Raw genomic sequence first — 21385 nt, 5'->3', positions numbered from 1 at the left:
TCTGGAATGAGCAAGTTAGGGCGTGTATTCGCGAATTGGGGGTTGACCACGGTTGAGGTGCACCCCTCAGTGAGACAGGTTCCTACCCGCAGCGGCTAAAGCCGCGCTCTATTTGCACCCCTTATCGGCACAGATGAATCTGTGCCTTTTCAAAACCCAGCCGTTTCGGACTTTTGCAGCAAGCTGTAAAGGTGTGCCCTGACGTTTCTTGCGAGACAGCAAAAAGGTCCGTCCCTCAGGGGCTGAAGCCCGGCTTTCTTCGGGAGCTTTAGCGGCACGGATAAATCTGTGCCCTTTCAAACCGTGCTGAGCCGAGCCTTTCTCAGAATAGCGTTTCACGAGAGAATGTCTGCTGGAACTCTGGTAATCAGTTTTGCGGGCTGGAGCGTGACCATCGGTTGATGCCCATAAGGTGATTGACTTTGGTCCCGCGGAAGGCGAAAGTAGCGATCAGTTTCCTCATTCCCCATCATTTCCAAATTTTGTTGAATTTTGTGCAGTACCTTCGGCCTTTTCGGCGAACGAGTGGCATTTTCTGCAGCTTTTGTTTATTGCCTCGGGGGTAAGACTCAATGGGCCCAGCACGACTCTCCGCAGCTTCTGTTGCGTTCAAGACTTCTGCGTCGCTTCCATCGAACTTTGACAGACACGTGAGCCGGCTTCGATCGGCTTCTCTCTTCTCCGGGCTGAGCGACGCCGAAAGCCAGGAGATTTTGCTCAGCGGGCGGGTTCGCTCGTATTTTCCAGACGAAGTCATCTTTTCCCAAGGCCATCCTGCGAACGCGATGCTGCTAATTGAGTGCGGAAGCGTGAAGCTCACCCAGGTAAGTCCGGAAGGGAACGAAGTGATCCTGTGGATGAGCGGGTTTGGGGAATCGATCGGGATGCAGGCGGAGGATCCAACGGGGTCCTACTCCTGCACGGCCAGGGTGGTGGAGCGGTGCCGGGCGGTGGTATGGGATCATGCGCGGCTGTCGGGACTGCTGGGCAAGCATCACCGGCTGGGGCGGAATCTCAACCAGATCCTGACGCAGCGGCTGCAGGAACTGGAGATTCGGTTTCGCGAGGTGGCGACGGAGCGCGTGGCGAACCGGCTGGCGATGACACTGCTGCGGCTGCAGCACCGGATCGGCAAGCCATGTGAGGGCGGAATCGAGATTGCGCTCTCGCGGGAGGAACTGGCGCAGATGACGGGAACGACGCTGTTCACGATCAGCCGGCTTCTTTCGAAGTGGGGCGACGAAGGGCTGATCACGCCTCGGCGGGAGGCGGTGATTGTGCGGGACGCAAAGGGCCTTGAGCGCATCGGAGAGAGCGGCTTCTGACGAGGCGGCGTTTCTCAAAGCGCGGAGATTGCGGGCGGGTTTTTTCCTTTGCCTGAAAACGGGATCGGTGTGACAATTACTTGACCCGTTGGACTTGGGCAGCGACCTGCGCGAAGGGCGCGCTTTTCTGAATGCGGGGCCTGCTGAGGTGTTCCCTGAAAATTGCAGAACAGCAAGCGAATGTTTCCGAGGCTGAAGCTGTTGCGCAGCTCAGAGATGTGCTGGAAGAAGTTCTTCGAATGCTCGAGGAGTATGGGCCGACGTGGTATTCGGAAGAACTGCACGAGCGAATTGTGAGAGCGCTGGTGAAGATTCCCGGGTGATTGAACGGTTCTGTCGAGGGCGCTGATCTGCGCCTGTCCGCAAACAATACTTCTAACGAGTAAGCCTGAGCCATCGCGCGCAATGCGCGAGGTGACGCGTGCGTTGATGTGCAATGACAGTCCTGATCCGCCCGGTCGTCGGGGCAGCGCGAGCGTACATCAGAGTGTAAGCAAGTTGCTACCTGGGACAGTGGCGGAGCCAGAGCTGATCGATGTAGCTGTCGGTCATGCCGGCGATGTAGTCGGCGACGGTGCGGGCGAGACCTTCGGTGGGGATCTGGAGCTGATGGTCGGGAGGGAGAAGGCTGGGGTTTGCGGTAAGGATGGAGAAGATTTCTTTGACGACGCGGGAGGCGCGGTCGTGCTCCTCTTCCATGCCGGGTGAGTTGTAGAAGTTGGCATAGAGGTAGAGCTTGGCGGTGGCGCGTTCGGCTTCCATGGCGGGGCTGAGCATGGCGAGACGATCGGGGGCGCGCCGGATGTCGTCGAGCGTGGTGGCGCCGGTGACATCTACGCGATGATGGACTTCTTCGATGAGGTCGGTGACGAGGGCGTTGAGGATGCGGTTGAGCGACTCGTAGACGACCTGCTTGGCAGGCGCGCTGGGGAACTCGCTGCGTACCTCGTTGTGAAAGTGACGGAAGAGCGGGACGTGGTTGCAGACGTCGTCGATGGTGAGAATGGCGGAGTCGAGACCGTCATCGAAGTCGGCGGTGAGGTAGGCGATTTCATCGGCGATGTCGATGAGCTGGGCTTCGAGGGGCGGACGGAGGTCGAGGAAGTAGTCGGCGAGTTCGGGATGCGAGGCGGCGGTGTAGTCGCGCGAGTGCTTGACGATGCCTTCGCGCATTGCGAGGGTGAGATTGAGTCCGCGGAATGCGGGGTAGCGCTCTTCAAACCAGGTGACGATGCGGAGTGCATGCAGGTTGTGATCGAAGCTGAGGCCGTGCTCGCGGAGGGCTTCGTCGAGCGCCTTTTCGCCGGCGTGGCCGAAGGGAGGATGGCCGATGTCGTGGGCAAGGGCAAGGGCTTCTGCGAGTTCTGCATTGAGGCCGAGCGCACTGGCGATGGTGCGGGAGATCTGGGCGACCTCAAGGGTGTGGGTGAGGCGGCTGCGGAAGTGATCGCCGGGGATGTCGCCGGCGATACGCGAGAAGACCTGGGTTTTTCCGGCGAGGCGGCGGAAGGAGCGGGCGTGGAGAATGCGGGCGCGGTCGCGCGCGAAGGAGGAGCGGTAGGGGTGGTCGGGCTCGGAGTGTGGACGGGAGGTGAGCTCTCCTTCGCCCTGCACGGCGATGTGCTGGGGTAGAAGGAAGCTCTGGAGTGGTGATTCGCTCATCCTGATTGATGAAACTCTCTCAGGTCAGGTTATAACGCGGCGGAATGCTTGAGCACACGCGAAGTGTCGCGTGGGATTTGTTCATATGGTTCCGTGAAGGTGTTGGGAATCACGAAGGTGGGGAGTGCGGGGTGCTATAAATTCTTGGTGCGACAGAATGGACAATTGACTGCGTTGGGGAGTACCATCCTGCCGTTTTTATCAGGTGCGCGGGCTCTGCGTTGAAGTTCTGCGCGCATTGGAAAGACCTTTCACGATCGGACCGGAGGCAAGAATGAAAACGATGAAATCTGTTGTGCTGGCGCTGTTGCTCATCGGGGTGGCATTCACGACAGGGTGCGAGAGGCATTCGAAGAAGGAAGTGTTCTACCTTGTGGGCGTGAACATGTCGCTGCCCTACTGGCAGACGGTTGCGAAGGGGTTCAACCAGGCTGCGGCGCAGTACATGGTGACGGCGAAGGTAGCGGGGCCGGAGAACTACGATCCGCAGGCAGAGCTGGCTGAGCTGCAGAAGGCCGTTGCAGCGAAGCCGGCAGGGATCCTGATTTCGGTGGCAGATGTTTCCGTGCTGGGTTCTGAGATCGATTCGGCGATCGCGGCGGGTGTGCCGGTTGTGACAATCGACTCGGACGCGCCGGGGACGAAGCGGCTGTTCTTCATCGGGACGAATAATATCGAGGCGGGCCGCATGGGCGGTCACCGCATTGTGGAGCAGCTTGGGGGATCGGGCAACGTGGTGTTTTTCACCTTGTCAGGACAGCCGAATATGGAAGACCGCCTGAGAGGTTTCAAGGATGTGCTGGAGAGCCGGCCGAATATCCATATCGCGGATGTGGTCGACATCAAGAGCGACGCGCGCGCGGCGTTCGACAAGACGCAGGAGTTGCTGGCGCAGACGGGACCGAAGAAAGTGAGCGCGTTTGTGTGCCTTGAGTCCGCTTCGGGCAAGATGGTTTCCGATGCGGTGAAGCGCGCGAACGGAACAGATCGCATGGTGGTCGCGTGGGACGTGAACCAGGACACGCTGGACGGAATCAAGGGCGGATCGATCAATGCGACGGTGGCGCAGAAGCCATTCACGATGGGCTATGTGGGACTGAAGCAACTGGATGGGATCTTCCACAATCCGCCGTCTTCGCTGTCGAAGGACTACAGCCAGGATGCGTTCTCGCCGTTCCCGGTGTTCATCGATACGGGTACATCGCTGGTGGACAAGCGCAACGTGGATGCATTTATCGAGTCGGCGCAGGCTCACCAGTAAGTTAATTGCTTAGTCAGTCGCGAGATATCTTGCGGCTGGATGAAGGTGAAAGATGCGGCAGCTTTCAGATGATGGAAGCTGCCGCATTTGTTTTATGCGAGCAATGTGGCGGGCGAATTGCTCGCTATGGCGTAAGTAATTTGCTAAATCGATGTGGTAGTTATTTCCTCAATAACTTGTCACGGGCTACTTGACGCTGTGCAAAAACGGGTACAACATATGCAGCATCGGGGCTGTTCGAGCCGGTGAGGAGCCGGATTGCAGGTCGTGAGCAGTTTGGGTTGGATTCGACTCGTCGGCATAAACTTCCATGAAGGCCCGGTGCGAGCGATGGTAGTCAAGACTCAGCTTAAGGGCAGCGAGGTCACCGGACTGCATATCGGTGCGAGGAATGTGCGCCGTTATTTTCCGAGAGGAATTCGCGTGATTGAACTGCAGCTGGATCATCTGCAGATTCAATGCGGGTTGTCTCCGGAGTTTTGGAATGGACAGCCGGAGATTCACGATCCGCGGCTTTGCGAGTGGCTTGATTTCAAGGTTGTTCGCCGGACGGGTGAACACAAGCAGGTGAGGCTGGCCATGACGCCGGCGGGCGGAAGCGTATTTCGGCTGCGGCCTGAAGTTTCAAAGCGCGATTCGTTTGCCGATATGGAAGCCATTACCGCGGCTCAGTCGAATTCCGGCGGGGATCGCCGGTGTTGCGAGGAAGCGGAGAACTCGTTTGGGCGGTGAGACCGCCGTTTGGTTGCCTTTTCATCATTGCGCTTCTGGTCGAGTGCCAGAGAGAGGCGGGAGCCATGGACAGGCATAAGGAGACTGAAGCGATCGAAGCACTGCGCGAGACGCTGCGACAGATTTCGGTCATCAAGGTGAAGCAGATCTGCGCGGACCGGCATGGCCACCGAGGCGAGAAGACGATTCTCGGGCATATCGAGATCTATGGTCACGCGCATCTGCTGGCCTGCAGGGTGGTCTGTGACTGCGACCTGACGCATGTGAAACGCGCGGTGGCCGAGTTGCAGCAGGTGCAGCGGGAGCGCGGGGTGGTGGTGATCCCGATTCTGATTGCACCGAAGATGTCAGAAGAAGCGCAGACACTGTGCCGCGAGAGCAATGTCGGTTTTCTGGATTGCGAGGGGAACGCGCGGCTTTATCTTGATGAAGTTTTTATTGTGAAGCGATCGCTGCATCACAAGACGATCCCGCCAACGGCTGAAACATTGCCCACAAGCGAAACGGCCCACCTAGCTCACGTAGCGTAGTGCGCGCCGGCATTCCTCAGCCAACGACGGTAAACACGAAGGGCGGCCAGTGAGGGCCGCCCTTCGTGTGTCTGGATGAGGATCTATTCGGGTTTGGTGGCGCCGGTGGCGTTGTCCTGCTTCGCGAGGCGAACGCGAGCGGTGTCGAGCTTCTTCTGGACCTTTGCGACTTCGGCGGGTTCGATGTCGGCGGAGGCTGACTTGGAGAACTCGTTGACCGAGATCTCCCACTGCGCGGCGGCGAGGCGAATGCGTCCAGTCTTCTCGTAGAGGTCGCCGAGGTGGTCGTGAACGGTTGGGTCGGTCTGGGTGCGCTCGACGGCCTGGCGGAGGTTGGTTTCGGCGAGCTCGTACTGACCCATTTTGAAATAGGCCCAACCGAGGGAGTCGAGATAAGCGCCGTTCATGGGCTCGATCTCAACCGCCTTTCGGATCATCTTGAGGGCTTCAGTGAGGCGAGAGCCTTTATCGGCGAGCATGTAGCCGAGGTAGTTGAGAACCATTGAGTTGTTGGGATCGATCTGCAGAGCCTGACGGAAATATTGCTCTGCGGGCTCAAAGTGCTTCTGACGCTCGGCGAGGCTGCCCTTGAGGAAGAAGAGGTAGAGGTTGTCTTCCTTCTTGGAGGTGAGCGATGTGGCTTTGTTGAGCGCGTCTTCAGCGTCCTTCCAACGGCGCAGGCGGGTGTAGATCTGGCCCAGGGCGATCCATACTTCCCGATCCTTGTCGGAGTTCGTGAGCATGCCCTTGGCCATGTTGATGCCGTCTTCGTCTTTGCCTTCGTCGACGAGCTCGCCGGCGAGCATCAGCTTGAGCTCGCGATTCTTAGGGTCGGCTTCGACGGCTTTGCGCGAGACGGCTATGGCCTTGTCGTACTGGCGGGCGTCGCGGTAGACATCGACTTCGCTCTGGTAGCCGCGGAGAGCGCTTTCGCCACCGAGATCGATGAGCTTCTGGTAAGTGGCGATGGCTTCGTCGACTTTATTCTGCTCGTGGTAAACGGATCCGAGGCGCTCGAGGAAGATGGCGCGATTGTTCTTTTCGTCGGAGGTGTACGCGCCGTTGGCATGGGATGTGAGGTCGACCATGTGCTCGTAGACCTGGGCGGACTCGTCGTACCGTCCGAGGACGTCGAGGAGGAGGCCTTCGTTGTAGCCGGCTTCGAGGGAGTCGGGATCTTTCTTGACGGCTCTCTTGACCGTGGCGAGGGCCTCATCGTATTTGCCCTGGCGGCGGAGGATCTCGCTGATGTGGACAAGAGTGCCGGCGTCTTCAGGGTCCGCAGCGGCGATCTGCTTGTAAGCCTTCAGGGCTTCATCGAGCTGGTTGTCATTGAGAAGAGCCTGCGCGAGAGAACCGAGGGATCGCGCATCTTCTGGATCCATGTCGGCTGCGCGTTTGTAAGCGGCGATAGCATCCTTGGGGCGCTTGAGCTGGTCATAGACGGCGCCGAGAGCAAACTCCATCTTGGGAGTCCGTTCACCTTCGGCGACGTTTTCTATCACCTTGGCGGCGTGGGGCAGGTCGCCGTTTTCAGCGTAGAGGCGGGAAAGATTGAGAACGACTTCTTCGGAGTCGGGGTCGATGTCCTGCGCGGCTTTGAACTGCTCTTCTGCTTTATCGTTCTGGTGCTTCACGGTGAAGAGCTGGCCGAGGACCATGCGATCTTCAACGCTTTTCGGGTCGAGGGTGACGATCTTCTGGAATTCGGAGATGGCCTGATCGAGCGTGTTGCCGCTCGGCGAGGAAGAAGAGACGGCGTTCTGAGCTTCGCTGAGCTGGCGGAGGTAAAGACGGCCGAGGAGGCGATGCGCGTCGATATCGTTTGGCGAGGTTTTCAGGAGGCCGCGCGCGGTGGCTTCGGCTTCGCGAACCTGCCCGGTACGGAAGTAGAGGTCGGCGAGTTCGTCGTTGAGCTGCGGGGAGTTCGGGTCGGCGCTGAGTGCGGTCTTGTATTCCTCGACAGCGTGGCGCATGAACTCGGGGCGGCCCGTCGCGATAGCCTGCTCCTCATAGATTTCAGCGAGCGCGGCGTGATAGTACGACTGGGCGCGGGCGGGGTCAGCGGCGTTGGTTGGGGTAGCCGGGATGGTTTTGGGAGGAACTGCGGCGGAGGCGGCGGCCGGCGGAGGCGATTGCGGTGTGGCTGGTGCGCTCTGCGTCTGTGCGTACAGGGCGGGCGCCGCGAGGAGCGAGGCGGCAAAGGACAAACCCAACGATGGCGCTAATGTCTTTATTCTCATGATCCTCGGGGATCCAACGGCTTTTGTCCGTAACGGACGCGGAAATTTCGGCCAGCCCGGTTGAAAGCTTTGATGCGCTGGCGCACGGGCGCAGCCTGCCTGATATTAGAGACGATTTTACCCGGGTTTAGTCGCAAAGCGGCAGGGGTGTCAAGGGTTTTGAGCCGGTGCAAGTAACAGGGTGTACCCGGCGATCAATGGCGGAAGTGACGGATGCCGGTGAAGACCATGGCCAGGCCGAGGCGGTCGGCGGCGGCGATGACGTCATCGTCTTTTACTGAGCCACCTGGCTGGATGATGGCGGTCGCGCCAGCAGCGGCGACGGCTTCGAGCCCGTCGGGGAACGGGAAGAAGGCGTCGGAGGCGGCGACGGTGCCCTGGAGCGAGAGGACGGCTTTTTGAGCGCCGAACCTGGCGGCGTCAACCCGGCTCATCTGGCCGGCGCCAATGCCGACGGTCTGGCCGTCGCGCGCATAGACGATGGCGTTGGACTTGACGTGCTTGCAGACGCGCCAGGCGAAGATGAGGGCGCGGAGTTCTTCGGGCGAGGGCGGACGCCAGGTGACGACCTTGAGCTCGTCTTCTGTGACGCGGCCGGTGTCGGCGTCCTGCAGGAGAAGGCCACCCGAGATGTTTTTGACGACCGGTTTGGGCGGAGCGGGGCGGAGTTCGACAAGACGAAGATTCTTCTTTGCGGCGAAGCGCTGGCGGGCTTCGGGGGAGAAGGAGGGAGCGGCAATGGCTTCGACGAAAAGCTTGGCGATCTCTTCGGCTGCCGCGGCGTCGACCGGGCGATTGATGCCGATGACTCCGCCGAAGGCTGAGACGGGATCGCAGGCGAGAGCTTTGGTGTAGGCCTCGAGGACTGTGTTTCCGGTAGCGGCACCGCAGGGGTTGGTGTGCTTGACGATGATGACGGCGGGGGCGTCGAACTCCTGGGCGAGTTCCCAGCAGGCGTCGAGGTCGACGAGGTTGTTGTAGCTGAGCTCTTTGCCCTGGAGCTGGGTGGCGCCGGCAACGCCGAGGCCGGAGCCGTCGGAGTAGAGGGCGGCGCGCTGGTGGGGGTTCTCGCCATAGCGGAGCGATTGCGCGAGAGGCATGTTGATGCGCAGCGTGGTTGGGAGCACCTGCGGTGCGGCTGACTGCGGTTCAGCGGATATGGGTTGGGCGGGCTCGGGGGCTTCGGCGATCTTGTCGAGAGTGTTGGCGATGGCGGAGTCGTATGCGGAGGTGGTGGCGAAGGCCTGCTTTGCGAGACGCCAGCGGGTATTCCGGGAGAGTGCTCCGTTTTGCGCCTTCAGCTCTTCAGTGAGTGCGGGGTAGTCGGAGACAAGGGTGACGATGGCGACGTCTTCAAAGTTTTTGGCGGCGGAGCGGACCATCGAGGGGCCGCCGATGTCGATGTTCTCAATGAGGTGGCCGAACGCAACGCCGGGCTGCGCGGCGGTTTTCTCGAAGGCGTAGAGGTTGACGACGACCATGTCGATGGGCTGGATTTCGTGAGCGGCGACGGCGGACTCGTGTTCTGCGTTGCCGCGGATGTAGAGCAGGCCGCCGTGCACGCGGGGGTGCAGGGTTTTGACGCGGCCGTCGAGCATCTCGGGGAAGCCGGTGAGATCGCTGATGTCCTTGACGGCGAGGTCGGCGTCGCGGAGTGCGCGGGCGGTGCCGCCGGTGGAGACGAGTTCGACGCCGTGAGATGAGAGCGTCTTCGCGAATTCGACGAGGCCTGTTTTGTCGGTCACGCTGAGCAGGGCTCGGCGGATTGGTTTGAGGCCTTCAACTTGTGCTGCGCTCACGGTGTGTCTCCTTTTGTTGGGGTTCTTGTTTTCCCATGTCTCCAAAACGGGAGACATGGGGCACCCGCTTAGATCGGTCGATCCCCGGTCCCCAAGTGCGAGGGACCCTTCGACAAGCTCAGGGCAGGCTCGGGGCACCTGTCATTCTTGCTTCCCATGTCTCCAACAGCGGGAGACATGGGGCACCTGCGTGGGTGTGAAACTGAGGACCAAAAGAATAGGATAGATCGGCGATCGGGGCGATTTGTGCGGGGATTTGCACCGTTTGTAGCGGTGATGCGCGCGCACGGTTCGATGAGTGCAGATGAATTAAAGTTGGAGTATGAGCAGCGTTCCACCGGTCTCGGGGTACGAGGAATCAGGGCGCGAGCCTGAGATTCTGCGGCCGGACGCGGAGAACGTTCCGACGCCGCAGCCCGTTGTGCGCAGGCGGCGATCGTTCTGGAAGACTGCTCCGGCAACGTACGTGCTGGTGGGGGTCAACGTTGCGGTGTTTGTGCTGATGCTGCTGAGGCATGTGAGCGGATTGAGTCCCTCACCCGAGCAGTTGATGCACTGGGGCGCAAACAACGCGGGTTCAGTGCTGGCGGACGCGGAGTGGTGGCGCGTCGTGACGGCGATGTTTGTTCATGTGGGAATTATTCACCTGGCGACCAATATGTGGTGCCTGTGGAATCTTGGATTGCTGGCCGAGCCGCTGATGGGCTCGTTCGGCGTGGTCGCCGTGTACGTGCTGACGGGTGCGGCAGGGAACCTGCTGTCTGTGACTTGGAATGGATGGCACATTGCTTCCATCCTGCCGCAGGTTCCGGCGGGTATCGATCCGGCGCAGTATTTTTCGCCGGGGGCGGGAGCTTCGGGCGCGGTGTTTGGGATTGCGGGGGCACTGATTGTGCTTCTGAAGTCGCCGCGGCTGCCGGTGCCGCCGGATGAGTTGAAGAGGCTCCGGAAGTCGGTGATCTACTTTGCGGCAATCAACCTGGTGATCGGATTGACGATCAGCCTGGATGTGGTTTCGTCGCGAACGGGAATCAGTATCGATAATTCCGCGCACCTGGGCGGAGTGCTGTGCGGGCTGCTGTTTGCTGCGCCGATGGTGCCGCGGATCGGGAATCCAAAGCCGGTGTTTCTGACGCGGCTGCAGGTGGCGGTGGGGATGATTGTCGGGATCCTGGTGCTGTTCGGGTTTTATATCTCGCGGGTGCTGAGCTGAGAGCGGGCGTTGAGCCCATTTCATCTCGGGATTGATGAGCAGGTTCAAGGCAGCGGCTAAAGCCGCGTTCTTTCCAAGTCGGCATACGGCACGGCTAAAGTCGTGCCCTGAGGCTTCTTGCTTCGCGATGCGTTCTTGTTATTGGAGTGTTTTCTGAAGGGGGTTTTGGTGTCACTGGCCTCCAGTGAGCAAGCCCCGCTCAGGCCTGAAACGATTCTTACCGAGCCACTGCAGTGGATGCGAACTTCTTGACCATGGCGAGCAGCAGCTTGCGATCGCTGTCGTTGAGGTTGGTGGAGTAGCGGCGGATCTGGGTGAGGAACCGGAGTTCGTCATCGCTGAGGTGAGCGCCGTTCATGTGGCCGCCGAGCGAGTCTTCCGCGAAGAACTGAGCGATGGGAAGATCGAGGGCGAGGGCGATTTTGGAGAGGGTGTCGAGCGAGGGAACGGTGTGTCCGTTCTCAACGCGGGAGAGATAGCAGCGGAGCAGACCTGTTTTCTTTTCGATGTCGCCTTGAGAGAGTCCTTTTTGCAGGCGGTGCGCACGGATGGTGGTGCCGATCTTCATCACCCTTAAAGCCTTTCCGCTCCCCGTGCACTGAACAGGCTCCACGGTAGCTACCACTGAGGTATTGGCGTAAGAGTAAACATGGGGTGATTCGGGCGCAAGCGGAAAACCGGGTACGCGGCATCGAGAGTAACCATCGTGTAAACCAAGTAGTAAACAGGGCGTGTCTGCTGTGGATCAATGCTCCGTGGCTGATGAGATTTAGTCAACGTTTCGTCCGCTGAAGCCCGCGGATCATCCTGGTGGACGTGTTCCGGCACCCTTCGCCTTCGCTCAGGGCAAGCTAAAAGTCGTGCCCTGACGCTTCTTGCGAGACCAGCAGTGATAGGGTCATGATTTCTGAGCACCGGTATTCTCTCTCCCCACCCAAGCAGAGCTTGAATGGGGCACCCGAAGTTTGTTTGCGATTGCGGAATCTTTCCCAGGTCCCCAAATGCGAGGGACCTGGGGCACCCGCTTGAATGGGGTAAATGAAGTTCGTTGTGGCTCTCTGAGGGATCAGCATTCTCGTTTCCCACCCAAGCAGAGCTTGGATGGGGCACCCGAGGTTTGTTTGCGATTGCGGAATCTCTCCCAGGTCCCCAATTGCGAGGGACCTGGGGCACCCGCTTGAATGGGGTACGTGAAGTTCGTTGTGGCTCTCTGAGGGATCAGCATTCTCGTTTCCCACTCAAGCAGAGCTTGGATGGGAAACCCGAGGTTTGTTTTCGGCGCGTTCTGGACTCAAAGTGCTCAATTCTGTAGGCCGCCTGATCCGCGTATTCTGAAGCGGGTGGGATGAAATGGACGGCGGCGAGACGGCGCGAGTAGCGGTGATTACAGGGGCAACCGGGGGAGTGGGAGCGGCGGTGGCAAAGGAGCTCTCGCGGGCCGGGTACTCGCTGGTGTTGACTGCGCCTTCGATGGAGAAGCTGACCGCGCTGGCTGCGCAGCTGAAGGGGCCGTGCACGGTGATCGAGGGCAGCCTGGGAAACGAGGAGCTACCGGAGACGCTGCTGTATGCGGCGCTGGATCGGTTTGGGCGCTGCGATATCTGCTTCAACAACGGCGCGCTGTATGAGGCGGGAATCATCGAGACGGTCGATATCGAGCGGCTGACTAGCATGATCCGCGTGAATGTGGAGGGATCGTTTCGCGTTGCATATGTGTTTCTGAAGCACTTTGTCTCTGAGGGGGCGGGGCACCTGGTGAATGTGTCGAGCACGGTGGGCAGCAGTTCGCGCCCTACGCCGTATGCGGCGACGCAGAGGGCGGTGGAGGTGCTGTCGGATGCGCTGGCGGCGGAGCTGGGTGATGGGGATGTGCTGGTGTCGTGCGTTCAGCCGGGGCTGGTGAAGACGGGATTGCATCATCGGTGGGAGATTGCGCCGGAGGGGACGGCGGGTTGGCCGCTGGAGCCGGAGGATTTTGCGCGGATGGTGCTGTTCATTCTGGAGCAGTCTGCGCCGCGCCGGAGGGTGGAGATGGGCGAGGCGCGGGAGGGGGCAGAGGGTGACGAGATCACACAACCCGGGTCTTCAGAGTCGGGAGGCGCTTCGACAAGCTCAGGGCAGGTTCCGGGGCAGTCGATCTCTGGGCTGTCGATTACGGAGGCCCCTGCGGAGCCCTTGCCGGAGATCGCGCAGAAGGCGGAGCAGGGTGGGTGGGAGTTTGCGGGTGAGAGTGGTGATGAGGATTCGGCGCAGGATGAGGCGTGATGAGCGGGAGCTATTCGGGTTTCGGCTTGTTGCGGTCGCGATCGGTTCCGCGATAGGGGCAGTGACGGCAGCCTGATCCGCAGCAGGTGCCGCGTTTGAGCAGGTAGGCCGCGGTGAAGACCATGTAGGGGCCGTCGAAGTAGTAGTCCTCGGGGTCGAGGGCTTTCGGCGGCGCGGGCTGCGGTTTGGACTCGTTGTCCATTGTTCAATTTTCGCAGAGAAGTCGGCGCATTCGGTGAGGCAGAGGCTGAAGAGAGCCCGCGCGGCTAAAGCTGTACACGAATGTTCGTGCAGTATTCAGCAGCATGATGCCCTCCCCTTCTTGCCAATCGAGCTCTTGCAGGGGCTGAAGCCCGAAGTTCTTGATGCCTCTGTTCGGCACGACTGAAGTCGTGCCTTGACGCTTCTTGTGATGCGGAGGGTGCGGCAGGACGGCATGATTGAAGGGTTCCGCAGGACAGCATTATTGAAGGGTGCGGCAGGACGGCATGATTGAAGGGTTCCGCAGGACAGCATTATTGAAGGGTGCGGCAGGACGGCATGATTGAAGGGTTCCGCAGGACAGCATTATTGAAGGGTGCGGCAGGACGGCATGATTGAAGGGTTCCGCAGGACAGCATTATTGAAGGGTGCGGCAGGACAGCATGATTGAAGTCAGATTGCTGACTCCTCCTTTTTTGGCGCGGACGCTGTGAGCCCGGCGCTACGGCTTTAGTTCGCAGTGCAATTTAGAATCGGAGCATGACAGTGACTGCGCAGGATCGTGCACGCCGTATCAAAGTGATTTTGTTTGACGTTGATGGCGTTTTGACGGATGGGACCATTTGGCTGGTGCCGGCGCCGAATGCTGGATCGAGCAGCGAGGCGACGCAGGCGCACCTGTCGAAGCACGAGGGACAGATCGGGTTCGGCGTGCATTCGTCGACGATGATGGAGGCGAAGGGGTACAGCGCGCATGACGGGACGGCGATTTCGCTGGCGCGGCTGGGCGGGATGAAGTGCGGCGTGATTACGAAGCGGGTGAGCGAGACGGTGGCGACACGCGCGCGCGACTTGAAGCTTGAGTTTGTGTACATGGGGCAGGCGTTCAAGATGCAGGCGGTGCGGGAGATCATGCAGAAGGAAGGCGTGACGCTCGAGGAGATCGCGTATGTGGGCGATGACGTGATCGATCTGCCGGTGATGCGCGAGTGCGGATTTGCGGTGGCGGTGGCGAATGCGCGTGCGCAGGTGAAGGCGGCTGCGCATTATGTGACTCCGAATGCGGGCGGGTATGGCGCGGGGCGCGACGCGGTGGAGTTCATTCTCGAGGCGAAGGGGATCCTGGAGAAGACGATCGAGGAGTATATCGACGAACGGAATCCGATTTCGCCGGCGATGGATATCGGCAAGGGGTCGATGTAGCTTGAACATGTTTCAAAGGCGCTTGGATACGATTCAGAACCATCCTGCAGGGGTTAACACCCCATTGAACTCCGGCAGCATTTCTTGGCACGACTGAACAGCTTGCTGGAAATGCTATTGGGGAATGCGGGGACGCCAGAAACATACCTCAGGGGCTAAAGCCCACGTCACTTGGCGGGGCTTTTCGGCACGACTGAACTCGTGCCCTTTCAAACATTGTTTGAAACCGGTCTACTTCGCGGTCGGGAATACCTGCTGGATGAGGATGGTGCGGAGCTGTTGGCGGAGGTCGGTTTTTGCGTCGGGCTCGGTGTTGGATTGCGGGTGGAGCTCGGGTGTTGCGGGCGGGGCGCCGGTGTCGGTGGTGTTGACGATGAGGACGCTGGCGCAGTGATCCGCGGGATCGATGAGCAGCTCGGAGGAGAAGCCGCCCTGGTCACCATCGTGATAGATGTAGCGGTGGCCTTTGCTGTTCAGGATGAAGAAGCCGAGGCCCATCATGGGCGGGGTGCCGTTGGCTCCGGCGGTGTAGGCGGTAGCGGGCTGGCCGGGTTCGGCTACGGGCAGAACACCGGTCCAGGCTTCTTCGAGTGAGCTGCGCTTCAGGACAACTTCGTAGAGGGAATTGCCGGGTTCGCCGATGAGGAAACGGGCGTATTTTGCCATGTCGGTGACGGGAGCTTTCAGGCCGCTGTTGGATGTGGTGATCCCGGTGTCGAAGTTGAAAGGCTGCGGGGTGAGGTTGGCGCCGGCGCGAAGGTAGCTCGCGGAGACGTGGCTTTCGAGAAAGTAGGGCGCGCGGTCGAAGTAGCTCTCGGTCATACCGAGGGGCTTGAGGATGTTCTTGTCGATGTAGACCTCGAAGTCGTCTCCGGAGAGGCGCTCGATGATCTGGCCGAGGAAGACGTAGCCGAGGTTGGAGTAGCTCCAGCGAGTGCCGGGCGCGAAGGCGATGTGGGTGTAGGGGAGCATGGCGGCGACCTGGGACCACTTCGCGGGTTCGAAGGGCTGCCAGTCGCAGTTCTTGGAATCGTCGCAGTCCCAGGGCCAGGTGGGGTTGCGGAACCCGGCGCTGTGGGTGAGCAGGTGGCGGATGGTGATGGCGTCGATGGAGCCGAATGGGTCGTGGACTTCGCGGAGTTCAGGGATGTAGCGGACGGCGGGGTCGTCGAGGGAGAGCTTGCCGCGATCGCGAAGCTGGAGGATGGCGATGGCGGTCATGGTCTTGGTGATGGAGGCCCAGTTGTAGGCGGAGGCGGTGTCGATGGGACGATGCGAGTCGGAAGCCATTTCGCCGAAAACGAGAGTCTCCGCGGGGGCTTTGTCGTGCACGAGAGCGAAGCCGCCGCCGACTATGCCGTGATGCTCGAGAACTGACCGGAAGTGAGGGCGAAAGACTTCGATTCCGACTTTGTTCTGAGTTGGTTGCGCACCGATCGACGCGGCAAATGAATAGAGGGCCACGACCGCGATTGAGGCCGCGCACGAACGAACATAGCTGAACATGGGGCCATCATAAACGCAGGGGACGAGGCGACCTTCAGATGCGCGGAGCCGGGAGCCGGTTGGATAGCGGGCATCCAGCAATAAACATTGCGCATCCGATTTTGCAAGTGGATCTTGCGCCCGGGTTGAATTCCGTTCCTGCTTACGAATCTCGAAGTGCATATTCCAGGGCCATTTTCCAGGGGGCGAGGTCAACAATTGAGCAGCTTTTCAAACGATTCTCAAGCGACGATTCTGTTTGTGGATGATGACGCGGCGATGCGGGAAGTGATGTCGCTGATTCTGAGCGAAGAAGGATTCGAGGTTGTCACTGCGGGTAGTGGGATCGAGGCGCTCGTCGAGCTCAGGAGGACGACACCGGACCTGATCATCTCGGATCTGCACATGCCGGGGATGTCGGGGATCGAGTTTCTGTCGGTGGTGCGGCGGAGGTTTCCGGCGATTCCGGCGATTGCGACCAGCGGCGCCTACGACCTGAGCCAGAGCTATGCGGCAGGCGTGATGGCGGATGCGTTTTATCCGAAGGGGCAGAGCCTTCCAGACGAGTTGATCGAGACGATCCGCGAGTTGATGTACAAGCCGCTCAAGCGGCCGACGAACTACCATCCGTGCCAGCCGCCTCGGGTTCAGAGCGCGCGATCGGGGTTTGATGGGCGAGGCGTTCCCGTGCTTTTGCTGACGTGCACCGATTGCCTTCGTGCTTTCTCGGTGGCGAATGTTTCGGGGTGCGACGATGGGACGCTGCATGCGCACTGTCCGTCGTGCAGGGCGGTGGTGCAGTTTACGTGCGATGCGGCGGACTCTCCGGTGACGGAGATCGTGCCCGAGGCGCAGACGCAGGTGCAGCTCGGGCGCGTGGCGTAGCGCAAGAACATTCCGAGGGGATCAGAGAGGCACCTTCGCGAGACGCGGGGGTGCTTTTCTCGTTTGGGGAAGCCTGGAAATGATGTTTTCTGCAAGGGGCTGAAGTGCGTGCGTGAGAACGCATCATTGCGAAGGGAACCATCCCGCAGGGGCTGAAGCCCGCGGTTTCGTCCGTCGTTTTCGGCACGACTTAAAGTCGTGCCCTGACGCTTCTTGCTGCGGCGATGATCTGTGCGATTGAAGTCGTGCCCTGATGTTTCTTGTTTTGGCGATGATCTGTGCGATTGAAGTTGTGCACTGACGCTTCTTGCGAGACGAGTTGTTCAAGAGAAGGCGCTGGACCGGTTGCTGAAAAATGCGCCTTTCTTGGCAGGACTCATCGCAACCGTCCCGCAGCGGCTAAAGCCGCGCTCTATTTGCACCCCTTATCGGCACAGATAAATCTGTGCCCTTTCAAAACCCAGCCGTTTGGGGGTTTGCAGCAAGCTGTGAAAGTCGTGCCCTGTTACGAAACCACCTGTGCAAGGACTCTAGGCGGTTTGTTCGCCGGGAAGAATGGTGAAGCGACGGCGCGCGAGCCAGAGCACGATGCCGGCAATGGCCCAGCATGTCCCGGCTGTTTTTGCTTTGGGGCTGAGATTCCACCAGAGAACAGCACAGGTGGCGGCTCCAGCGAGTGAGATGAGGATGGGGAATGCCTGCGACCAGCGGCCGAAGCGCCATCCGCGCAGGGCCGATGAGAGGTTGACGCCGATGAAGGCGAGGAGCGCGCCGTAGTTGAGCAGTTCTGCGCCAAGGTCGTAGTTGAAGGCGAGAGCGCCGGCGAGGCAGACCGCACCGATGAGGATGACGTTGTTGCGCGGGATGCGGTTCTTCAGGCTGACGGCTCCGAAGAATCGGCGGGGCAGGGCGCCGTCCTGGCCCATGGCGTAGAGAAGGCGTGCAGCGCCTAACTGAGAGGCCATGCCGGAGCCCATGTTGGCGAGGAGGAGTGCAGCGTTGACGATGACGAGGAGAATGGGTCCGCCCATGCGTCCGGCGACGTGGACATATGCGGTGGTGACGTCGGGGAAGGCTGCGCCGCGCGGCCATACGAGTTGGGCGAAGTAGACTTCGACGGCGGCGAGGAGGCCGGTGATGAGGCAGGTAAAGACGATGGCGCGGGGAACGCTGCGCACGGGGTCGTGTGCTTCATCGGTGAGCGTGGAGATGCCGTCGAAGCCGATGTAGGTGAGAACGGCGATGGATGTGCCGTGGAGGAGTGCGGTGGTGTTGAAGGTAGCGCGGTTGTAGAGGGGATCGAAGAAGAGGCCGGCGGTGGGGTGCGTGAGATGGAGAACCCAGCGGACCGAAGCGATGAGAACGAGAACGATGACAATGCCGAGCGCAGCGGCCATGCCGGCGTTGATGCGCGCGGAGGTTTCAACGCCGTTGCAGTTGAGGATGGTGAAAAGTAGGGTGAAGAATATGGCCCATACGTAATATCGGACTTCCGGAACGAAGTTTATTGCGGCCTTGCTGCACCAGATGATGCAGATGAGCGGGTTGATGACGTAGTCGAGAACGAGACACCAGCCGGTGATGTAGCCGAGGCTGGGGTGGATCTCTTTGCCGACGTAGAGAAATGCCGAGCCGCCGTGGGGGTAGACGCGCGCCATGCGTCCGTAGCTTGCGGAGGTGAAGAGCATGGCGACCATTGCGAGCAGGATGACCGCCACTACGTGGCCGCGCGACTCCTGATAGAGCACACCGAACACGGGCATGGGCGCGGTGGGCTGGATGAGGATGATGCCGTAGAGGACGAGATCCCGAAAGCGCAGCGCGCGCTTGAGTCCGACGGTTTCGGATGGGATTCGGGATTCGGCCGGCATAATCCTCAGCGTGATGCAACTGCGGTTGTGGGCGTGAGGGAGATGGGCGCGACGTTCCAACCGTCGAGTTGCACGGTTGGTGGGTTGGTGTTGCCTGCGGGTAGCTGAGCGGTGAGTGTAGTAGATTCGCCGGGCTTAAGTTCGATCCAGTTGTCGGACCAGAGGACGGGAGCGATGAGGCCGCCGGATGCGGTGCGCGCTGCAGCGCGAAGCTGGAAGGCAAGCGTGTTGGACTTGTTTGCGAGATGGAGGTGGATCTCGCGGCCACGGGCGGAAGTGGAGATCTCGGCGTGCGCATCGACCTGGGCTGCGGGAAAGTGTGCGAGCGCAGTGAGATCTTCGTGGCGCGAGGCTGGGGTGTGCGTGTAGTCGGTACCTTCCCAATCGAAGGTGGTGAGGGTGGTTGGGATCCAGTAGAAGTTGTGGCTCACGGTGCGGCCTGATCCATCGGCGAGAGTGAGGTCGACGAAGAGGATGCGCTCAGGGCCGGAGTAGAGGCTGATAGGGAGGGTGAGTACGCGCTGCGAACTGTCGGCGTATGCGGTCACGGTAGTGATCTCTTTGTAGAGCTCGTTGAGAGCGAGGCCGTAGACGTGGACCTCGGCGCGGAGAGCGTCGGCTTCGGAGTAGGTGCTGTTGACGACGTCGATGGCGCGGTCATCGTAGGCGTACTGGATGTGGAGCGGCTCGCAGGCTTTCTTTGCGCCGAAGTAGCCGCCGCCGGTGTCGAGGTAGTAGTCGTAGAGGTGCCAGATCATGGAAGGCCAGGCGTTGTTGAGCATCCATTGGATGACGCCGGTGGAGGTGTATTTGTTCTTGCTGTAGGACTCGTACATGGCGCGCTCGGAGTCGTACTCCATGGTGTTGGCCAGGCGCTCGTAGTCGGCAGCTGACTGTGGCTTGGCGTAGGCGGCTTCCATGGCTGCGTCGAAGACCTTGAGGTCTTTGAACTCGCCACCGCCGTAGTGGAGACTCCAATCGGCAGTAGGAGGCCATGCTTCTGGATCGGAGAGGAAGAGCTTGCGACTGGCGAGTGATGAGATGGCTGGGCCGGGGCTGGTTTCAGTGTTGTAGCCGATGGCTCCGCCGTAGTGCGTGCCGTAGTACCAGTAGCTGGGCGCCACGTAATCGTAGGGGCCGGTCATCTTGACGCCGCTTTCGCCGGTGACGGTGGTGACGGCTCCCGTTGCGGAGGAGAGGATGGGGTTGGGCCAGTGTGTTTCGGACTCGACCTTGAGGTAGGCAGTCTCGACTGGAGGGATCGGCGGGTTGTCGCTGCCATTGAGCCAGACGAGCAGGCTGGCGTGATGGCGGAGGCGGAGCATCTGGGAGCGAAGCGAGGCGGTAGCGATGGTGAGGTCCTGGGGAGTCCAGTCTTTCCAGTGTTCCCAATGATCGCAGCAGCACCAGCCGAGCATGACGAGAATGCCGCGTTCGTCTGCGAGACGGAAGAAGTCTTCGGTTTCGAGTTTGCCCTCGAGGCGGATTGTGTTGAGGTTCATGTCCTCGACGAGATCGAACTGACTGCGGAGGCGGTTTTCGTCGGTGCGAAGAAGCATGTCCTGCGACCAGCCTGCGCCGCGGATGAGAATGGGTTTGCCGTTTACGCGGAAGAGGCGGCTGCCGTTGGCGGTGAGCTCTGAAGTGATTTCGCGGATTCCGAAGTTGACGCTCTGTTCGTCGATGGTGTGGCCCTGGGTGGAGAAGCTGACGGTGAGACGTTCGAGATGAGGGTCGCCCATCTGGCGCGGCCACCAGAGTTTCGGGTTCTGAAGACGAAGCGCAGGGAACTGCTCGGGTGTGAAGGCGACGGACTGATCTTCGTGCGGGGCGAGTTCTACAGGCTTCTCGAAGCGAACGCCCGCGACCGTGCCGGAGACGACGCCTTTGATTGCGTTGCCGGTGGCGTTGTGGAGTTCGGCATAGACGGTGAGGTCGGCGCGCGTGAGGGAGCCGTCCGGGAAATGGGTGGTCGCGAGAGGGTAGCGGACGGTGACCGGGCCGGATTCGACGAGGTCGACTGCGCCCCAGAGGCCCATGTCCTTATCGGGAGGGCACGGGTTCCAGTCGACCCAGTTGATGCCGAGGTCCTTCTCGGTGGGCGCGGTGGTTTTTACGGCGATGACGTTGGGCTTGCCGGGAGCGATGGCGTCCGTGATGTCGAAGTCGTAAGTGCGGTAGGCGCCGGCGATCTGCGTGGAGTCGGCGATTTTTTTGCCGTTGATCCAGAGTTCGCCGCGGTAGTTGATGCCGCCGAAGTGGAGCCACAGGCGGTTGTCTTTTGCGCTGAGCGCGGGAGCGTTGAACTGTTTGCGATACCACCACGCGCATGCGTATGGGCTGTCGGGCGACATGGGAAGGTTGGAGAAGTTCTGCCCGATGGGGTAGGTGGTTCCGGGGATCTTGCGGAGGTTGTCGCCGAAGTAGAGATCGGGAAGCGCCCCGGCTTTGACCTGAGCTGCGAGGACGGTGCTAGGGACGGATGTCTTGAGCCAGCCGTCGGTCGCGAAATTTGAGGCCGAGATTGCGGAGCCATCCGCAGTGGCTTTGCACGCGGACTGAAGCTGCCAGTCGTCGTGGAGGGACGTGCGAGTTGCCGCGATTGCGGGGAAGGAAAGGAAGCAAGCGAAGAGGGCGAAGAATTGGGATTTCATGTTTACCTGTGTAAAAGCGTGTGGGCTTGGGTTAGCTATTCAATCGTTTGAATCAG

The 21385-nt window shown here is 60.4% G+C and carries 16 protein-coding genes; 8 read left to right on the top strand and 8 right to left on the bottom strand.

Features of this window, described 5'->3' with window-relative positions; translation table 11 throughout:
- Window positions 1-650 precede the first annotated feature (650 nt).
- Window positions 651-1325: a Crp/Fnr family transcriptional regulator gene (locus DHV10_RS05945; protein ID WP_162601235.1), complete on the top strand. Its 675-nt coding sequence runs from the start codon at window positions 651-653 to the stop codon at window positions 1323-1325.
- Between the two features lie 501 nt (window positions 1326-1826).
- Here DHV10_RS05945 and dgt read toward each other — a convergent pair.
- Entirely contained in the window at window positions 1827-2987 is a 1161-nt protein-coding gene (gene dgt / locus DHV10_RS05935; protein WP_109485333.1) for a dGTP triphosphohydrolase, read from the bottom strand.
- A 274-nt stretch (window positions 2988-3261) separates the two neighbouring features.
- Between dgt and DHV10_RS05930 the strand changes: the two genes are divergently transcribed.
- The 3 genes from DHV10_RS05930 to DHV10_RS05920 all read left to right on the top strand — a co-directional run bounded on the left by DHV10_RS05930 (window position 3262) and on the right by DHV10_RS05920 (window position 5510).
- Window positions 3262-4248: a substrate-binding domain-containing protein gene (locus tag DHV10_RS05930; RefSeq protein WP_109485332.1), complete on the top strand. Its 987-nt coding sequence runs from the start codon at window positions 3262-3264 to the stop codon at window positions 4246-4248.
- 330 nt (window positions 4249-4578) lie between these two features.
- Window positions 4579-4980 (top strand): hypothetical protein, encoded by a 402-nt coding sequence (locus DHV10_RS05925; RefSeq protein ID WP_204101334.1) that lies wholly within the window; start codon window positions 4579-4581, stop codon window positions 4978-4980.
- A gap of 65 nt (window positions 4981-5045) precedes the next feature.
- Window positions 5046-5510, top strand: a complete 465-nt coding sequence (locus DHV10_RS05920) for a hypothetical protein (protein WP_162601233.1) — start codon at window positions 5046-5048, stop codon at window positions 5508-5510.
- 83 nt (window positions 5511-5593) lie between these two features.
- Here DHV10_RS05920 and DHV10_RS05915 read toward each other — a convergent pair whose 3' ends face one another.
- Both DHV10_RS05915 and purH read right to left on the bottom strand, forming a co-directional pair.
- Window positions 5594-7753, bottom strand: a complete 2160-nt coding sequence (locus tag DHV10_RS05915; protein WP_109485329.1) for a tetratricopeptide repeat protein — start codon at window positions 7751-7753, stop codon at window positions 5594-5596.
- A 194-nt stretch (window positions 7754-7947) separates the two neighbouring features.
- Window positions 7948-9552 carry a bifunctional phosphoribosylaminoimidazolecarboxamide formyltransferase/IMP cyclohydrolase gene (purH, locus tag DHV10_RS05910; protein ID WP_420818735.1) on the bottom strand — a complete coding sequence of 535 codons (1605 nt, stop codon included), beginning with the start codon at window positions 9550-9552 and terminating at the stop codon, window positions 7948-7950.
- 322 nt (window positions 9553-9874) lie between these two features.
- Here purH and DHV10_RS05905 point away from each other — a divergent pair, with 322 nt between their 5' ends.
- A complete protein-coding gene (locus tag DHV10_RS05905; protein WP_109485327.1) occupies window positions 9875-10765 on the top strand; it encodes a rhomboid family intramembrane serine protease in 891 nt (296 codons plus the stop codon).
- Between the two features lie 217 nt (window positions 10766-10982).
- On the opposite strand, the gene DHV10_RS05900 is transcribed toward DHV10_RS05905, so the two are convergent.
- Window positions 10983-11333 carry a helix-turn-helix domain-containing protein gene (locus DHV10_RS05900; protein ID WP_109485326.1) on the bottom strand — a complete coding sequence of 117 codons (351 nt, stop codon included), beginning with the start codon at window positions 11331-11333 and terminating at the stop codon, window positions 10983-10985.
- A 782-nt stretch (window positions 11334-12115) separates the two neighbouring features.
- Here DHV10_RS05900 and DHV10_RS05895 point away from each other — a divergent pair.
- Window positions 12116-13030 (top strand): SDR family NAD(P)-dependent oxidoreductase, encoded by a 915-nt coding sequence (locus DHV10_RS05895; protein WP_109485325.1) that lies wholly within the window; start codon window positions 12116-12118, stop codon window positions 13028-13030.
- 10 nt (window positions 13031-13040) lie between these two features.
- Here the strand turns inward: DHV10_RS05895 and DHV10_RS05890 are convergent, their stop codons facing one another.
- Window positions 13041-13232 (bottom strand): C1orf53 family protein, encoded by a 192-nt coding sequence (locus tag DHV10_RS05890; protein WP_109485324.1) that lies wholly within the window; start codon window positions 13230-13232, stop codon window positions 13041-13043.
- Between the two features lie 539 nt (window positions 13233-13771).
- Here DHV10_RS05890 and DHV10_RS05885 point away from each other — a divergent pair.
- Complete coding sequence (locus DHV10_RS05885) at window positions 13772-14434, top strand: KdsC family phosphatase (RefSeq protein ID WP_109485323.1); 663 nt, start codon at window positions 13772-13774, stop codon at window positions 14432-14434.
- A gap of 231 nt (window positions 14435-14665) precedes the next feature.
- On the opposite strand, the gene DHV10_RS05880 is transcribed toward DHV10_RS05885, so the two are convergent.
- Window positions 14666-15940, bottom strand: a complete 1275-nt coding sequence (locus DHV10_RS05880; protein ID WP_162601231.1) for a serine hydrolase domain-containing protein — start codon at window positions 15938-15940, stop codon at window positions 14666-14668.
- A 198-nt stretch (window positions 15941-16138) separates the two neighbouring features.
- Between DHV10_RS05880 and DHV10_RS05875 the strand changes: the two genes are divergently transcribed.
- The gene (locus tag DHV10_RS05875) at window positions 16139-16804 is read left to right on the top strand and encodes a response regulator (protein WP_109485321.1); all 666 of its coding nucleotides are present in this window, start codon (window positions 16139-16141) and stop codon (window positions 16802-16804) included.
- A 530-nt stretch (window positions 16805-17334) separates the two neighbouring features.
- Here DHV10_RS05875 and DHV10_RS05870 read toward each other — a convergent pair.
- Window positions 17335-18675 carry an APC family permease gene (locus tag DHV10_RS05870; RefSeq protein ID WP_109485320.1) on the bottom strand — a complete coding sequence of 447 codons (1341 nt, stop codon included), beginning with the start codon at window positions 18673-18675 and terminating at the stop codon, window positions 17335-17337.
- Window positions 18676-18680: 5 nt separating this feature from the next.
- Window positions 18681-21329 (bottom strand): glycoside hydrolase family 2 protein, encoded by a 2649-nt coding sequence (locus tag DHV10_RS05865; RefSeq protein ID WP_109485319.1) that lies wholly within the window; start codon window positions 21327-21329, stop codon window positions 18681-18683.
- Between the last annotated feature and the right edge of the window lie 56 nt (window positions 21330-21385).

It is taken from the genome of Occallatibacter savannae (genome assembly GCF_003131205.1).
Taxonomy (GTDB): domain Bacteria; phylum Acidobacteriota; class Terriglobia; order Terriglobales; family Acidobacteriaceae; genus Telmatobacter; species Telmatobacter savannae.
This window is presented reverse-complemented; position numbering and strand designations above follow the sequence as displayed.

Excerpts from the sequence above, each read along its gene's own strand:
- dgt (WP_109485333.1), bottom strand. The coding sequence starts at position 2,987 with ATGAGCGAATCACCACTCCAGAGCTTCCTTCTACCCCAGCACATCGCC.
- DHV10_RS05930 (WP_109485332.1), top strand. The coding sequence starts at position 3,262 with ATGAAAACGATGAAATCTGTTGTGCTGGCGCTGTTGCTCATCGGGGTG.
- DHV10_RS05925 (WP_204101334.1), top strand. The coding sequence starts at position 4,579 with ATGGTAGTCAAGACTCAGCTTAAGGGCAGCGAGGTCACCGGACTGCAT.
- DHV10_RS05920 (WP_162601233.1), top strand. The coding sequence starts at position 5,046 with ATGGACAGGCATAAGGAGACTGAAGCGATCGAAGCACTGCGCGAGACG.
- DHV10_RS05915 (WP_109485329.1), bottom strand. The coding sequence starts at position 7,753 with ATGAGAATAAAGACATTAGCGCCATCGTTGGGTTTGTCCTTTGCCGCC.
- DHV10_RS05905 (WP_109485327.1), top strand. The coding sequence starts at position 9,875 with ATGAGCAGCGTTCCACCGGTCTCGGGGTACGAGGAATCAGGGCGCGAG.
- DHV10_RS05900 (WP_109485326.1), bottom strand. The coding sequence starts at position 11,333 with ATGAAGATCGGCACCACCATCCGTGCGCACCGCCTGCAAAAAGGACTC.
- DHV10_RS05895 (WP_109485325.1), top strand. The coding sequence starts at position 12,116 with ATGGACGGCGGCGAGACGGCGCGAGTAGCGGTGATTACAGGGGCAACC.
- DHV10_RS05890 (WP_109485324.1), bottom strand. The coding sequence starts at position 13,232 with ATGGACAACGAGTCCAAACCGCAGCCCGCGCCGCCGAAAGCCCTCGAC.
- DHV10_RS05885 (WP_109485323.1), top strand. The coding sequence starts at position 13,772 with ATGACAGTGACTGCGCAGGATCGTGCACGCCGTATCAAAGTGATTTTG.
- DHV10_RS05880 (WP_162601231.1), bottom strand. The coding sequence starts at position 15,940 with ATGTTCAGCTATGTTCGTTCGTGCGCGGCCTCAATCGCGGTCGTGGCC.
- DHV10_RS05870 (WP_109485320.1), bottom strand. The coding sequence starts at position 18,675 with ATGCCGGCCGAATCCCGAATCCCATCCGAAACCGTCGGACTCAAGCGC.
- DHV10_RS05865 (WP_109485319.1), bottom strand. The coding sequence starts at position 21,329 with ATGAAATCCCAATTCTTCGCCCTCTTCGCTTGCTTCCTTTCCTTCCCC.